Source organism: Blautia sp. Marseille-P3201T, from assembly GCF_900120295.1.
GTDB lineage: Bacteria > Bacillota > Clostridia > Lachnospirales > Lachnospiraceae > Blautia.
The window spans coordinates 331,463-346,474 of sequence record NZ_LT635469.1 but is presented as its reverse complement, the minus strand read 5'-3'; the positions used below and the strand labels follow the sequence as shown (position 1 = coordinate 346,474).

Below are 15,012 nucleotides of genomic sequence, written 5' to 3'. Positions count from 1 at the left end.
CTCTTCTTATCTGCTTATCTCAAAAAGAAGAATGGTTTTAGCTAATTCCCAGGAAAGTAAGAACGGAGGAAATGGCTGCCATAATAAGCCCTGCAACAATTCCTTTAATGGCACTGTTCATAGAAGAACTGTCCTGCTGTTGGTAAGCCTGTGCAAATTCCATCACGTTTTTTGCCAGGATAATCACACCCACCGCACCGATAATGCTGATCACCAGTGTCTTTAAATTCATAAGCGGCTGTGTTACGTCACTTACCCCGGAAGCCATGACAGTCTGGGGGAACAGGGAAACAGTGGCAGCGCTTACTGCCAGGACTCCCAGTAGAGATTTTTTCAAGCGGTTCTGTTTCTTTCTGATAACCTCTTTGATTTTCATATCTTTTTACTCCTTTTCATGTGATTGATACCGCATTACGCAAAAAGACAGATTTTTAAAAACCTGCCCTGCGTAATGCAAAAACTACAGGTTTCCAAAAATCTGCCTTCTTTAATCCGAGGCTGTTTCTTTTGTAAATTTTTTACGGATTTCCTTCATCTTTTCAGCACTGTTTTTTGTATCTGCCATTTGAAGGATTTTATCATACGAAATTCCAGCACCAATGGCAAGCATGATTTCTCCCAACTGTTCCTCATTATAAACATGGCTTTCCAATAATTCAGAAAGTTTTTCTTCCTCTGTCTGTACCGGTTTTTCCGTTTTCTTCGGCGGCCTCACCTCCTCTACCGTTCTCTTCTTCTGGTTCTCTTTCAGCTCTTCCTCCGAAAAAATCTTCTTAGGAATAGGCTCATAAGAAAAAATTTCATCAAAAGACAGTTCCACAATCTGAACATCTTCTCCCTGTTCCTTTTTCTTCTTATAATAATCCAGGGATTCTTCGTTTAAAATCTGTACCGCCTGTTTTTTTGCAGCCATTCTGTCATGGATATAAGGCGCTGCCCCGCCATCTTCTGTTTCCGAAAATCTGGAGTGTGCAAACGTATTGTATTTCTTATCAATAATGGGATCACAACCCCTGATTAACAAAATACACTCTGAGTTATCCAGCTTTCGGGTTTCGTCCGGTGTCAAAAGCTCACGCCCCAGCACATCATAATTCCGGGAACTGCTCCCCTGCCGGCCTTTGGTTTCCCCACTGCTTTTTTTATCAATGGTTCCTTTTCCCAGGGACTCACTGATATACTTATGCGTGGACTGTTCATTCCCACCAAGATATACCAGGGAATCATGAGGTAAGCTTCAGCTCATCCTTCGAAAAGGACTTGCATCCACTCCCTCCCAAACCGCACGTACACCTCTCGATGTATACGGCTTTCCGCTTATCATTTGCGGTGTTACGAATGAATTAAATTATGGCATTCGGGGCATACCACGAGTGTTTTCCGTCTCCTTTTTCGCATGAGTAATACCCACTCTGTATTTCCCTTTAAATCTTTGAGTTTCTTAACTTGGTGTATTACCAGATTTCTACAGTCTTTTTGGCATAATTCACAAGTATGACGTTCCACTCTCTGTTTGAGAGTGTTAGTTTTGGCATATCTTGAAAACTGCGGAAGCTCGCTTACATTATCAAACTTTGTAGCACATTCCTTCCGTTTATAACCATCCCTGTAGAATGTTGTTGTTTTCATTCCCTGCCTTGTTTCATACGCAACTGTAAATAATTCGTTTCTGCAATATCTCCGCTTAATCTCATGAACATTCGTCTTATACTTGCACGCAAATGTTTTATACATGCTGTATTTCATTACATTGGCAAATCTCCCTATTTTAAAGGAGTCATTCGCTATGGTGTAATAATTATATAGTCCACGGACTTCTGCATTGTATCTTGCGAGAATTTCAATATCGCTCTGGTTTACCAGTTTTCCCCTATGAAGGGCTACAAATCTCTCTTTTCCGTTTTCGTTGATTTTGATTTTCATTGCTTTGTATTCAATTAACTTACCTACCCATTTTTCGCGTGGAACGTACAGTTTAACAACTCCTGTCTGACATCTCTGAACCCTTCCGTTAGAAGCCTTCTGTAGCGTCTGCACTCTTGATACCGTAATGTCGTAACCTAGAAATCTTGCTCTGTCTCCAGTGTGCGTAACCTTTGTCTTAGTGTCTGACATTTCTAATTTCAATGCTTTTTGCAGGAATATTTTCACGTCTTTCTTGATAGCTTCTGCGTCTGCTTTGCTACCAATAACCCCGATGATAAAATCATCCGCATATCTCGTATACTGCACCCTTTTATAATTACTGTCGTTATAGACGTAAGGTGTTGTAGATTTTTCAATCATTTCCAGTTCCTTAAGATTTTTGCATCTGATTTTCTTTTCTTCGTCAGACAGACTATCCCATATCTCTCTGCCCTTTTTCCTATATCTGTATGCCTTACCGACACTGGACTTATATGCAGTAGAAAAATGTTTCTTCTTAGCTTCTGTATTGAAGTTTTCTGCATAATTTTCCATAAATTTGTCCAATTCATGAAGGTAAATATTTGCCAGCACTGGACTGACTCCCGACCCCTGCGGCACTCCGCTATAGGTTCTGTTGAATGTCCATTGTTCCATATATCCTGCTTTTAGGAATTTCCATATAAGCTGGATAAACGCTTCGTCATCAATCCTCTTTTTCAAGAGGTCGATAACTACATGGTGGTCGAAACTGTCAAAACAAGCGTGTATATCTCCTTCCACAAACCAGTTCGCACCAGTAAAGGTGTTCTGTATCTGTTTCAGTGCTGTCTGACAGCTTCTGTTTGGTCTGAACCCATGTGATTTATTACTGAACACAGGCTCATAAATACTCTCCAAAATCATCTTAACGACTTCCTGCACGAGTTTATCATCCCCCGACTGAATACCCAGAGGACGTTTTTTACTGCTGTTTTTCTTTGCAATATATTCTCTTCTTGCAGGCTTAGGTTGGTAACTTCGGTCTTTTAAGGATAAAATAATCCTCTCAATTCTCTTGTTACCCATGCCATCAATCGTTGTTCCATCAGCTCCGGCAGTCATACTGCCATCATTTGCGTAGATATTTTTATACGCAAGCCAATAAAACTCCGGATTGTACAGATTTCTGTATAATCTCTGAAATCTGTAAGTTTCATTCTTTGACTTTTCCATCAAATTTTTCAATACCTCAGTTGGATTTCTCAATGCCTCTCGCACCTTCCTTCATTTTAGTATTTTCTGATAAGCTGCTCCCCTTCGCCATGTGAACGTCATTAACGTCTCGGACTACTATGGGAGCTGTGTGACCATGCCTGTTACCAGGTTTAGGTCATCCCCAGTTAGTAAATACAGGATTAGCATTCAGTGTTGTCGGCACCGACTTTCGCCATTTATCCGCTGTCTTGCGGTTGCTCTTTCATGAGTATCGCTTGCTTTCATAACTGCGAAATGAAACCAACATGAAAAGCATACGTTTCAATCCTTTTCGTATGCGGGGCACAGTTTCCCCCACTCTGGCTATCGTTTAGGCAGTTTAGCTTTGTACCTCATACACTGATTTTTATTCTTAAATATTCTGACGCATAGGATTAGCGCCTTTCCTATTTACGTTCCAACTGGAACAACAACATGCTACACTCCCCTTCGGGTTTCCCCTCTCGGATAAGTTGTAGAATAATAGGTTGTGATTTTTCATCACCTGATACTTTTACCTACCGCTTGCTAAAGGCGGTATCCTGTAAATACCACGTCGCCAATTTATATTGCGCTGGCGACTTCTGGGCGCACACAATTACCCGGTATGGTTTCCCAGGTTTTCTCAAACAAAGCCTTGATCTGGGCAAGGTTTTGGATAAAAATGGTACATGAAATATTCCTGGAACGCATGGTACTAAGGAGGCTGCAGTAGTCATCTGGCAATGGCACGTTGGCAAATTCGTCCAGCATAAAATTGACGTTAATGGGAAGTTTTCCATTGTAATGGAAGTCTGCCTGGTAATACAATTCCTGGAAAATCTGGGAATAAAGCATACCAATTAAAAAGGCATAACTCTTATCCGAATCCGGCGTTACACAAAAAAGTGCAGTCTTCCGGTTTCTGTCCCCGTCAACACCAAGCCCAATCTCCTCAATCTCCATTTCATCATGATCCAGAATCCGCAAAATTTGTGGGTTCTGTAACAATCCCAGCCTTGCATTTGCGGAAATGATGATACTCCTTACCGTATCTCCGGCACCCCGGATCACTTTATTATACTGGATTAAAGCAGGGTGATTGCTTCCCTTTTTTCTCTCCAGTCTGCGGAAACGCCGGTCTAAATCAGAAGGGGAACCGTCTGCATGGACTTCCGCCTCATTCAAAAGCTGCAGAACCATACGGAAATTCCTTTTCTCCATTTCACACTCCTGCCACACATAAAGAAAAATGGCCTGCAAGTACAAAGACTCGGCTTTCTCCCAGAATGGATCACTGGGCTGTGCGTTTTTCGGTGTGGTATTATTGATCAGGTTGGTAACCAGTTTTACAATATCTGTTTCAGAGCGGATATAGCGGAATGGATTATATCCGTTAGACTGCTCCATTTCCACCAGGTTCAGCACCCGTATCCGGTATCCATGCGCTTTCAGCATACCTCCGCAGCATCTTAAAATCTCCCCTTTGGGATCTGTAATGATCTGGGAAGCCCTGCTTAACTGAAGGAGATTGGGTTTCACCATGAACAAGGTTTTTCCAGCGCCGCTTCCTCCGATTACCAGGACATTTAGGTTTCTCCTGGTCTTTCTGGTATTCATGGACAGCCTGACATTCTGGGATAAGATCAGGTTATTGTGTTCATCTTTATCCGCAAACTGCTTTGCCACTTTTTTCGGATCTGCAAAAACAGCGGTACCAAATTCCTGTCCCGGCATATAGTTTTTCCGGCTGGTGACATACATGACCATACCGATCACATATACAAAAATCCCCAAAATGATTGCTTTTAAGGAAGTTTCGTTCCAATAATTGGCAAACGGGGCTACCATCACCTGATCCAGACGGTTTAAAAAATAATTGATATCCTTTCCGGGCTGATAACACACGTTCAAGAGATAACCTCCATAGCCGGAAGCTATGCCACCAATAAGATACATGCCCCAGGACTGTTTCTTCTTTTTCTGAATTGCTCCGGTTCTCTACCTCCTTCGCCCCTGTATGGTTCTTCTCCCTGCTTCCAGGTTCTGTTGTGCCTTCCTGTAATTCTGCTCCCTTCTTCTGCGTATCTTTTCCTGCTCCTGTCTGGCACGTTCCCTGTGTACCGGGTCATAGCTTTCCCTATATAAATCTTCCCCCGAAGTTTTTCTAAGAAAACGGTCCTCCAGGTCTAAAATTGCATACTCCTTCTTCTTTTCCAATCCTGCAAAAATCGTCTTATGGTCATTAATCCAGCTAATTTCCGATTTATCCAGCCAGATAAATTCATTCTTACGGTACGGAATCCTGGTTTTGATATGATGCTCTGTTTCTTCATATACCAGCTTCTGGTCTATGGTAATGGCATTCACACCTGGATTGTTCCGTTTCTCCTTTTGGATACGCTGAATGACCTGCATCTTTTCTTCTGTTTCCTGGCTGCTTCCAGTGCTGCGTCTTTGGGCTTCCTCTTCCCCAAACAACTGTTTCCACTGCTGGGAATCTACCAATTCTTCCATCTGTTCCGGTGTCCTGGTCAGTGTTACCGTACCTTCCTTCCCTTTCTCCAAAATCCCCTGTTCTTCCATGTAGCAGATAATCGGCCAGATCTGAAGCCAGGTCATATTCAGACGGGAACGGACATCACTGATCTTCTCCACCTGGTTTTTCGCCAGCTCCCGCGCAACCAGTTCACACTCCTTCGGCTCCGGCAGGGCAGGCTTTTTTACTTCTTCTACCAACTGCTCCACCTTATCCGGCTCTGCATTTTCATAGTATTCATCTAACGTCCCAATATTGGAATGTTCAATTTTTGCCATCATGGACTGAATACGGGGTGCTGCCTGGGAATGGAACAAAATTTCACTCATACCGTCCTTCTCATTCAAATCCGGCAAAATGGAATATAAAATCCCATACTTATTTGCCAGGGCTTTTACCCGCTCCAGGTCTTTTGTTTCAAAACGGAAAACCTGTAAATCGCCTCCCATTTTCAGGAGCTTTTGTACAGAAGTTTTCCCTGACAGTTTTTCCTGGTCCAGAACTTTTTTAAATACCGCACAAATATCTTTTACAAACTGCCAGCCTGTATTTCCCATTTTCAGAATGATTTCTGCGCCTTCAAAGGAAACTTTAATGATCTGCGCCGCATCTTGTATTTCACTCATGCTCTCCCTCCTATCCCATTGCCCTGTCCTTTTTTACTGGAACAGCCGCCTTTATTTTTCCTTCTGTAAGCATGGCTTCCAGGTCATACTGGATATTTTCCTGTTTTAAGAGAGCCGCCAGCATGTGGTTTGCTTTTTCCTTTTCATAGGTCATATATTGAAGCTGAAAAATATAATTCTCAATCTGCAAAATATTTTCCGGAACCTGAAAAAACGGTTCAAGGTAATGAGAAAGGATACGCTCTTTTTCTTCCTTTCCTGCATGAGGCGCCTGTAACTGCAAAATAATTTTTTCTACCTCTTCCATAGACTCCTTATGAAAAGCAATACGGTACAAATCCTGTTTCTGCTCCCTGGTAAGAAAGGGCTGTTCCTTTTCGGCAGCTTCCAAAAGGGAAAATGTTTTTACCACATGTTCAAGTTCTGCCATTTACACACCCGCCTTCCGTTTCCGCATCAAAAGGATAATTTCCCTCATTTTTTTCATTCTCTCCGGTGAAGGGCTGTTCTCCATCACCTGAAGGATTTCTGCATCTGCCAGCCCACTTTCTACGCACTGGCGGATTTCTTCCAACTGCTCTGCGGACAGGTTATATTCCAGGATCTTCTCCACAACACTTTTGGGTACTTTTTTCCCAAGCATGGCAATCCCAAGCAGCCGGCGCTTACTTTTTTGCAGCCCTTCTGCTGTTTGTATGCTTTTTTCTTCCAATACCACTTTTGTTTCCCTGGAAACAGCTTCTGTTTTTTCCCTGTATTTTTCTGCTTCTTTTTTCAGATCCTGAATTTCCTGCTCTTTCTTTGCCAGCTTTTCCCTTAATTCCTGTATATTTTTATCTTTGTATTGCAGGTTCTCATACAGGTCTTTAATCTCCTGATTTTTCTCTTCAACAACATGCTCCTTTACCAGAGAGGACAAAGCTGTAAAACGGTCATTGCTTTCCCGGAACTGCTGAATGGATTGTTCCATGATCCCCATAAGATTTTTCATATAAGAACGCATTTCTTCATCTTTCGGAACTTCTTTTTTTACCTTTGACTCTTCCAGTTGTATCCGCATGGTCCGCATACGACTGGCCGGCAGTTCATTTCCGGCATAGGTTTTCACCTCTTCCAGATCCAGCCCGTTTTTTAAGCCTTCTACGATTTCCCGTACCTGGAACTGGTTATAATTTCCTTCACATAAAAAGTCGATTTCCCCAATCCCTTCCATAAGCCCTATGATGATTGCTTTCATCACCGGGGCTTCCTGGTTACTCTTAACTACCTTCTGGATATCCGAAACAGGAAGACCAAAATCCAGCCCCATAGAAACTGCGTCCATCTGTTCTTCTTTTAAAACTTTCCGGCATTCTTCCAGATACCGTTGTCCTTCTACTGTCATTTACCCTCCTTTTCTTCTGCCCCTTGCAGACGTTTCCCTATTCTTTTCCTTCTGTTGTGCTTCCAAGTTTTCTTTTTCTTCTGCTTTTTCACGCAGACGCTCTGCAATCCTTTTTTCTTTTAAGATTTTTTTCCGTTCGATCCGCAAACGCTCCTCTTTCTCAAAGAAATAAGCGTCTGTCTGTTCTGCCTCAGACAAGGAATATCCCATTTCTTTTAACTGCCCAAGAAGGTTTTGGTATGTCTGGTGGTCTTGAAAAAATTCCTGATACCCTTCCTGATAAAGTTCTGCTTCCATCTGTTTTTCCTGCAGCTTATTGAGAAGCAGAAGCATTTCCTCATAAGGAACCATTTCTTTTCGTAGCTGCTTTCTTGCCCTGCTGTTTTCCCAAAGCTGTTCCTTTGTTGCATCAGAAATGGCTTTCAACTGCGCCTTATCCTGTATGCGATAAGCTGCCAGAAAATCAAATTCCTCCTGCAATTTTTTCAATTCATGGATTGCTACCCTGTATTTCCAGGTTTTAGAGTCTGCCATTGGTTTCCCCTGCCGGTACCTGCGAAGAAAACGTTCCTTCTGGTATCTGGTCAAATGCCGCTCCCGGTATGGGATAAACACATACGTCCATTCTATCGGTATCTCCTCTCCGGTCATTTCCGGGATTGGAAGGCGTCCAAAACGCTGCCGAAGCCTTTCCTCTGTATATTCTTCCCCTAGCTGGTCAAGCCGTCTTGCCCTTCCTGCTCCGGGTTCCCGAACAGAAAGGTGCTTTCTCCCCCGCAACTCATATCCCATGCTGGAAAGATTTTCAAGAAATTCCTCATAAGAACCTGCGTCCTGTAATGCCTGGTCCACATCTCTTCTGATCCGCCTGTCCCGTTCAGAAAGAGATTTTTCTTCCTGTCCTTTTTGTTTGCGTTTTTCCTTTACTTCTTCCAGCTCCAGCACAGATAAACCATGCTCCCTGCATATCCGGTTGGTCAGAGGCTGGATACTGTTTTCCCAATCCCCGTTTTTATAATCGTATTTATATCCCGTAGTACAGCGTACTGAATTAAAAATAATGTGCCCATGAATATGGTCCGTATCATTATGGACTGCATAAACCGCTTCAAAATCCTTTCCAAGAAATTCTGCCACAAACTCTCCTACCACTTGGAAGGCTTCTTCTTCCGAAACCTCATCTTCCTCAAACGAAAGAATGAAATGGTAGCCCTGCCTTTTATCCAGCTTTCCAAAATGACGTTTAGTATCTACCATCTGGGATAATGCCTGTTCAGGAATACAGTTATGTCCACAGACATAGCGGCCATGTTCTGTTTTCTCCGGGTTCATAATATAGCGAAGACCGTTTGCCAGATGTTTTGCCGGATAACCCGTTTTTGCCTGTTTCATGTGCAGGCACTTTGTAATTGCCATAACCTACAGCCTTTCCTGCACCTGGCTTACCAGTGTTTTTATCTGCTTCAAAAACACATACAGACGGTGTTTATCTTCCCTGGAATAAAGGGCGCTGTTATTGTTATGGGTAATCTGGTTGATGTTTACACCAATCCGGTTGATTTCCTGGTTCATGCGTTCCAGTTCCTTGCGGATTTCCGGGTAATCCCTGGGGCGGTTGGTAATCAGCATACGAAGATACTGGGAATCAGAAAGCCCCATCTTTTCTGCCTGTTTTTGTAACTCTTCCAGCTCCCACCGATACAGCCGGATTTCTTTTCTACATTTCATTGTTTCTTTTTTCATGCTCCCCCTTTCCTTATCTTTATCACAGATTTCATCTACCGATTTCTACTTCAACGCTATCTGCTGTCAACTCCTAAGACCTGCTATCGGTCACTGTATAACTTCCCGGCGTCCGGACTGGCTATGCCAGTCCTCTGCAAGATACGGATTTTACCGTACAAAATCCCATCTTGTTAGGGGGCACCCCCTAATACCCCGGATAAAATAGATAGCAAAACGCAGATACTGATAGCAGACCTGCGTTCTATATAGAGAAAAACCGATAGCAGTTCTAAACATCTGCTATCGGTTTTTCCGCTTCCTACTTCTGTTTCTGCTAACAAAACCCCAGTTCTGTTAGCAAATCTGTCAGCCTCCTGTGTCTGATGTGACAGCAGTTCTTCCATTCTGCTATCAACGCTTTTGCACAGACTCCCTGCAGGCTGCTTCTTCTTCCGCAATTTCTCTCTTTCCACCAAGTATGGGAAGACTCTCTATGGACCATTTGCCGCTTTGGGTTTCTCTTATGAAATTATTGGTTTACCTGTTCTTCCAAACGCTCCAATGCCTTTTCAAAAGCTCCAATCCCACTGAAAAAGGAAGAAAGCCGGATATTCTCAAACAGATATGGCATGGCTTTGTATAGTTCCAGAAAAATATAGTACAGCACATCAACAACAATGGAATTTCCTGCCTGTTTGTAAAGCTGGCTGTTGCTTATGCCTGCTTCTTTTGCTTTCCAAAAATCCGCATCGGAAAAGCCCATAAGCCGGAAGCACTCTAAAGGTGTCAGCCTCCGGATACGGATCAAAGACTCTAAACGGTGTATTCCATTTGATGTTGTAAGCGTAGGGCAGAGTTCCCCATGCTCCTGTACCCTTCCCCGTTTTTCCACAGACGGATAACTAAGATTTACAACACCATTTTCTAAACATTCCTCATAACCTTTCTGTGTCTTTTGACGTACCAGAATGATATTATCTTTTTGTACAGAAGTAAGGGTATGGCAGACTTCTTTTTCTCCCAGTTCCAAAGTCTGCACAATCCGACCTTCCGAATCATACCTGCCCCGGATTGCTCCAGGGTATTTTTCTACAATCTTTGGCTGGTCATGTCCTGCTAAAACCGCACCGCTGCTTCCTAAAGGGGAATAAATAACCCCGCTTGAACCATAACCGGTATGAATATCTCCTACTTGAAGAATTTTGGGCTGCTGCCCGCCACCACCACAGGCAGTTACCGTAGGGCAGCACCCGTCTGGCAGATAGACCCGTCCAGTCTGTTCAAACACCCCTTTGATATTTCCGGCTCGCTTTACCCGATTTTCCCGAAAAGCCTTCAGGCTTTTTTCGTCCGGCTCAAACAAAAGCGCTTTTCTCTCTTCCATATCTTCAATCAAGCGGCGTACTTTTTCCTGGGATAAGTAGTATCTTTCCTCTACCGTATCCTCCAGAATATCCATAAGGCACTGGAAGGACTCCAGCGGTTCTGGAAACTGGAATGTTCCATTATCCATTTCCTTCTGTATCAAAATCAGATATACCCGTTCCCTGTTCTGGGGGATTCCATAATGCTTTGCATTAAGAACACTCCAATAGGTGTGGTATCCGTATTCATGCAGTTCTTCTTCAAACAACCGGAATGTGGTATCCCGGAATTTTTTTCCTACAATATTTTTCACATTTTCATAAATCCCCCATACTGGTTTTACTCCCCGTATCATACGGAGCCATTCCACCAGAAGGGAAGAACGTGTTTTATCAATATCATGAGAACCACACATGCTGCAGGTGTCCCTTTTAGAATAATGTACCTGCAGAGGGTTATACTCATGCCCGCAGCTTCGGCATTTCCAAACCGCCCCTGCCTGCTTACCTGCCAGGGAAAAATCCTGACAGGGGCTTCCGCCGCAGATCATGTTAAACGGTTCAATCTCCTTTTCGTCCACTTTTGTAATATCTCCCAGATTCAATGTTTCACTTGTACCATGAATCGCACAATAACTCTTTGCTGCATATTTATCAAACTCACAAAAATTCACCAAACTATATTTCATTCCTCATGTTTCATGAGGTGTAGCTACACATTTTACCTAGGATTACTCACTTATTTCCTCCTGTCTCCTAAATTTTTTTATAGTCTTCATGAGAAATCCACAGCTACAAACGAAATATCCATCTGGCATTACCTTACAATCATAGAATCACCCCTTCCCGTATCCAGAGTTTACCCTTCTGTCAAAAATTCTGTTGGTCTGCATCACCTCCTTCACATTCTTCTGTTTTCTTATCTCTTAATAGGCTCCTGCTTTTCAGGATTTTGTATTTCCTTTGTTCTTTGTTCTCCTGCCAATTTTAGTTCTCTTGTATAACTATCATAAACATATACCTCATTTGATAAAAAATCTGCCCCTACCAAATCTGGTTTACTGTTTATATCCCGAACCATTGTTTTAAGTTCTTCAACCGTATACACATGTGTATCTACTGCCAAACACTCATGGATACTAGAAGGAAGGATATAGGTTTTCCCACCAAAAAAATCCGCAACTTCATCCATGATATCCTTATTCAGAATAGAAGCAGCTCCCCAGTTTTTATTTTGGTTTGTAACACAATACATCTCCTGTTCCTTCGGTATCTCTGTATCCCCTGTTTCAAAAAGTCTGCTAATTGAAAATACTTCTGTTTGATCTTTAAAAGAAGGATCATTGATAAGTTCCTCCAAAAATTGTTTCGGTTCTATCTGATGGTGGTTGAAATATTCTTCCGGCAATTTTACGCTATACTCTGTACCAGGGATATTCCATCGAAAGATAATTTCCAGGTTTTCAAATGGAACATGTGCCAACTCAGGTTTAATCTCCAAACTTTCTTTAGGAACAAAAGCAGGTATAATATCTTCTTTCTTTGCCTCAAAAATCTGGATATTTTTTGCAAACTGCATTTCTCCTTTTGCTTCATCAATCATTTCTTTATATCTTTCAATAATAGAAGGAAAACTTATTCCTTCTTTATACATACGATAAAAATCTTCTGCATAAGTAGTGATTCCTACATTACTTCCTTCCGGAAAAAATACAATTCCCTGGTTCTGTTGCCCATTTTTATATACCATCCGAAAATCTATGTTTCCTTCTAATTCTTCTGAGGCGATCTCCAAAATCTGCTTTTTCAATTTTTCATAAAAGATATCAAACTCCATGTTTCCCACCCTTTCTAACCTCTTCTTTCCTGATGTTTGCCAGCACCCTGGACACATACACCTGCCTGGGTATCCCCATGCGGTATCCCTGCCGCTCATAGCTCTCTTCGATAAACGCAACCCGTACACGTCCATGCAGTTTCCTCTTTCCTATCCACTGCACTACTTTTTCCATCTCCGCTTCGCATTCGTCGATCTCCCATTTTTTGAAACATTCCTCATCATAGCTATTTTCCAAAAGAATACCCTCCTATCTTGCCTGTGCTATCTGGTATGGTACTATGTTCCTGTGTCCTACCATTTTTTCTATCTTTTGTATTTTTGTCCCTTTTGTTTCGGTAAGAAGCGCCCTTTCCTTTTCTACCAGGCTGGAAAGCTCCTGGTTTTCCTTTTTATACTGCAAAAAAGCGTTATAGTCTTTTCCCATAGGTGGAAGACGTACAAAAACCTCATAATTCATAAGGGTATATTTTCTTGCCAGTTTTTTTACCGCTTGTCTGCCCGGCGGGTCATTATCCAGACAGAACTGTATATTCCTGATATGGGAATAGTCTTTTAAAAACTTTTCCAAAGGACCATCGGAAAGCATTCCAAGTACCAGGATATTGTTCCGGTAATCTCCCCGCAGTTCCATATCGGACATGGCATCAATCGCCGCCTCATATACATAGAGCGTATCACTGTTTCGGTCTACCAGATTAACTCCATACGTTTTGTCATTCCCAGTAACATCTCCTTTAAAGGGTTTTCCGTATTTATCCAGGGTTCCTCTCTGGCTGGCAAAACGTGGGACACCTTCCGGGTCTTTTCCTACAAAAACCAGATTGTGATATTTTCCGCTTTCATATAAAAGTCCCTTTTTTATCCAGAAGTCGATCACCTGCTTTGACAGTCTCCTCTGCTTCATAAGGTATCCATATAACCGGCGGCTGGTTTCTGATTTTGGAGGCAGCACAAAAGGTTCTTTCGGTATCTCTTTTTTCTTCTTTGTATCTTTTGTCATTCCAATCTGTCTTTCCGGTTGAAATTTTTGCATGGTTTCAGTACGGATATATCCGGCAAACTCCAGCAGATATTTGACTGCCTCCACAAAATCCATATTTCTGAAATATTCCAGAAAATCAATGGTACTACCTCCTACCCCCTGGCTAAACCGGCACCAGGAAGACCGGTTGAAGATCATCACAGAGTCCATACCCACTGCCTGATAAAACCTGCCTTTTCTTTTCAGCGGAATCCCTATCTGCTCCGCCAAATCCACTAGATCCACTGCCTTTGCAATCTGAATTTCTTCAGCCGTAAATTTTCCCATACTGCACCTCTTCATATTTCATATCCAGATAATGCGCCATTTCCGGGTGCAGAGCTCCAAAAGCAGTCAGGTAGCGGAAGCAGGAACTATGCTCCCCCTGTCCGATACAAAATTCCCGCAGGCTCTTTTTTGAATACTGGGCCGGCTGGTTACACCAACGACTTAGGTTGATATACATTCCCTTATAAACCTCCGGTGCCCGTTCCCATGCTGCATAGCGCATCAAGTAAGCCAGGCACTTATACCGCATCAAAATCTCAATCCGTATGAAAACGTCCCGAATATCCTTTGCCCAAAAATCTGCTTTCCAGGTTCCTTCCCAGTCATAGCCGCACAGTACATACAGCTTAATTTTCTGGTAAGGAACTGGGATTACTTCCCGCAAAAGTTCCAGTTTTCTTACAATAAGTTCCTGATCTTTGATATGGTCAAAGGCAAAAATCATGCCATTATCCAATTTTCCTGATGCTAGAAGTTCCATCTGCCTTTTCTGCATAATCCGCAGATCCAACCCTTGCCGGAACTGAAAACGCCTGCCTGTTTCCAGGACACTGGAAAAGATTTTTTCCCACCCTGCACAGGCAAAAAAGTTATCGTCCAGAAAACATAACTTCTTTCTGGACGGATCATAAAATTCTTCCAATGGGCTTGCTGCTACTGCACCAGTGCTATTTTTGTTTACACAGAAACTACACTTCCGAAAACACCCCCTGGTGAGGAAGCCAATGGAATAGTCCGTATAAAATTGGAACTCCTTCTTCTTTTTCTCTCCTGCACTGTTTTCTTTTACCATCTGGTCATACAAATGATAGTCCGGTGTATGGTGTTCAACCGCTTCTGGAAGTACCGGTGCTTTATCGTAAAAAAATCCAGTCCCTCCATAAATGGTTGTTTCCCTCGTCAAAATATGTTCCGGCACAAAGGTATCCGTAAACACTTTTGATACATAGAGCCGGTCATATTCTCCAGCCTGGCTGTAATCCAAAAGAAGCTCTGTTTCAAATCCCCGCTCCTTCCAATAAGCGGAAAGTTTCATACATGCCAAGTTCGGAAACCGGTGTCTTTTCCGGTACAAAAGATCTGCATCTATAATCCCTATCCTCAA

At 42.5% G+C, this 15,012-nt stretch carries 13 protein-coding genes and 2 pseudogenes; all 15 read right to left on the bottom strand.

What is annotated here, in order from left to right; translation table 11 throughout:
- Positions 1-37 precede the first annotated feature (37 nt).
- On the bottom strand, positions 38-376 hold the full coding sequence (locus BQ7352_RS06605) for a hypothetical protein (protein ID WP_021651237.1): 339 nt from the start codon (positions 374-376) through the stop codon (positions 38-40).
- A 423-nt stretch (positions 377-799) separates the two neighbouring features.
- Positions 800-1,225, bottom strand: a pseudogene (locus BQ7352_RS15215) (type IV secretory system conjugative DNA transfer family protein); the annotation flags it as partial.
- 107 nt (positions 1,226-1,332) lie between these two features.
- Positions 1,333-3,153 carry a reverse transcriptase/maturase family protein gene (locus BQ7352_RS06595; RefSeq protein WP_072448032.1) on the bottom strand — a complete coding sequence of 607 codons (1,821 nt, stop codon included), beginning with the start codon at positions 3,151-3,153 and terminating at the stop codon, positions 1,333-1,335.
- Positions 3,154-3,735: 582 nt separating this feature from the next.
- A pseudogene (locus BQ7352_RS06590) lies at positions 3,736-5,079 on the bottom strand (VirD4-like conjugal transfer protein, CD1115 family); the annotation flags it as partial.
- Positions 5,080-5,121: 42 nt separating this feature from the next.
- Complete coding sequence (locus BQ7352_RS06585) at positions 5,122-6,285, bottom strand: PcfB family protein (protein WP_021650613.1); 1,164 nt, start codon at positions 6,283-6,285, stop codon at positions 5,122-5,124.
- Between the two features lie 10 nt (positions 6,286-6,295).
- Positions 6,296-6,715 (bottom strand): hypothetical protein, encoded by a 420-nt coding sequence (locus BQ7352_RS06580; protein ID WP_021650614.1) that lies wholly within the window; start codon positions 6,713-6,715, stop codon positions 6,296-6,298.
- Positions 6,716-7,669, bottom strand: a complete 954-nt coding sequence (locus BQ7352_RS06575; RefSeq protein WP_072448027.1) for a hypothetical protein — start codon at positions 7,667-7,669, stop codon at positions 6,716-6,718.
- Complete coding sequence (locus BQ7352_RS06570) at positions 7,670-9,085, bottom strand: relaxase/mobilization nuclease domain-containing protein (protein ID WP_072448025.1); 1,416 nt, start codon at positions 9,083-9,085, stop codon at positions 7,670-7,672.
- 3 nt (positions 9,086-9,088) lie between these two features.
- Positions 9,089-9,412, bottom strand: coding sequence for a plasmid mobilization protein (locus BQ7352_RS06565; protein ID WP_072448023.1), 324 nt, complete (start codon positions 9,410-9,412; stop codon positions 9,089-9,091).
- Between the two features lie 173 nt (positions 9,413-9,585).
- Positions 9,586-9,852, bottom strand: a complete 267-nt coding sequence (locus BQ7352_RS06560) for a hypothetical protein (RefSeq protein WP_143143379.1) — start codon at positions 9,850-9,852, stop codon at positions 9,586-9,588.
- 71 nt (positions 9,853-9,923) lie between these two features.
- Complete coding sequence (dcm, locus tag BQ7352_RS06555) at positions 9,924-11,447, bottom strand: DNA (cytosine-5-)-methyltransferase (protein ID WP_072448019.1); 1,524 nt, start codon at positions 11,445-11,447, stop codon at positions 9,924-9,926.
- 230 nt (positions 11,448-11,677) lie between these two features.
- Positions 11,678-12,595, bottom strand: coding sequence for a DUF5688 family protein (locus tag BQ7352_RS06550; protein WP_139148846.1), 918 nt, complete (start codon positions 12,593-12,595; stop codon positions 11,678-11,680).
- Positions 12,585-12,833 carry a hypothetical protein gene (locus BQ7352_RS06545; RefSeq protein ID WP_072448017.1) on the bottom strand — a complete coding sequence of 83 codons (249 nt, stop codon included), beginning with the start codon at positions 12,831-12,833 and terminating at the stop codon, positions 12,585-12,587. Before BQ7352_RS06545 ends, BQ7352_RS06550 begins: the two co-directional genes overlap by 11 nt.
- A gap of 12 nt (positions 12,834-12,845) precedes the next feature.
- The gene (locus BQ7352_RS06540; RefSeq protein ID WP_072448015.1) at positions 12,846-13,907 is read right to left on the bottom strand and encodes a DUF3991 domain-containing protein; all 1,062 of its coding nucleotides are present in this window, start codon (positions 13,905-13,907) and stop codon (positions 12,846-12,848) included.
- Complete coding sequence (locus tag BQ7352_RS06535) at positions 13,888-15,012, bottom strand: radical SAM protein (RefSeq protein WP_083429866.1); 1,125 nt, start codon at positions 15,010-15,012, stop codon at positions 13,888-13,890. The genes BQ7352_RS06540 and BQ7352_RS06535 overlap by 20 nt, the downstream gene beginning before the upstream one ends.

Excerpts from the sequence above, each read along its gene's own strand:
- BQ7352_RS06605 (WP_021651237.1), bottom strand. The coding sequence starts at position 376 with ATGAAAATCAAAGAGGTTATCAGAAAGAAACAGAACCGCTTGAAAAAA.
- BQ7352_RS06585 (WP_021650613.1), bottom strand. The coding sequence starts at position 6,285 with ATGAGTGAAATACAAGATGCGGCGCAGATCATTAAAGTTTCCTTTGAA.
- BQ7352_RS06580 (WP_021650614.1), bottom strand. The coding sequence starts at position 6,715 with ATGGCAGAACTTGAACATGTGGTAAAAACATTTTCCCTTTTGGAAGCT.
- BQ7352_RS06575 (WP_072448027.1), bottom strand. The coding sequence starts at position 7,669 with ATGACAGTAGAAGGACAACGGTATCTGGAAGAATGCCGGAAAGTTTTA.
- BQ7352_RS06570 (WP_072448025.1), bottom strand. The coding sequence starts at position 9,085 with ATGGCAATTACAAAGTGCCTGCACATGAAACAGGCAAAAACGGGTTAT.
- BQ7352_RS06565 (WP_072448023.1), bottom strand. The coding sequence starts at position 9,412 with ATGAAAAAAGAAACAATGAAATGTAGAAAAGAAATCCGGCTGTATCGG.
- dcm (WP_072448019.1), bottom strand. The coding sequence starts at position 11,447 with ATGAAATATAGTTTGGTGAATTTTTGTGAGTTTGATAAATATGCAGCA.
- BQ7352_RS06550 (WP_139148846.1), bottom strand. The coding sequence starts at position 12,595 with ATGGAGTTTGATATCTTTTATGAAAAATTGAAAAAGCAGATTTTGGAG.
- BQ7352_RS06540 (WP_072448015.1), bottom strand. The coding sequence starts at position 13,907 with ATGGGAAAATTTACGGCTGAAGAAATTCAGATTGCAAAGGCAGTGGAT.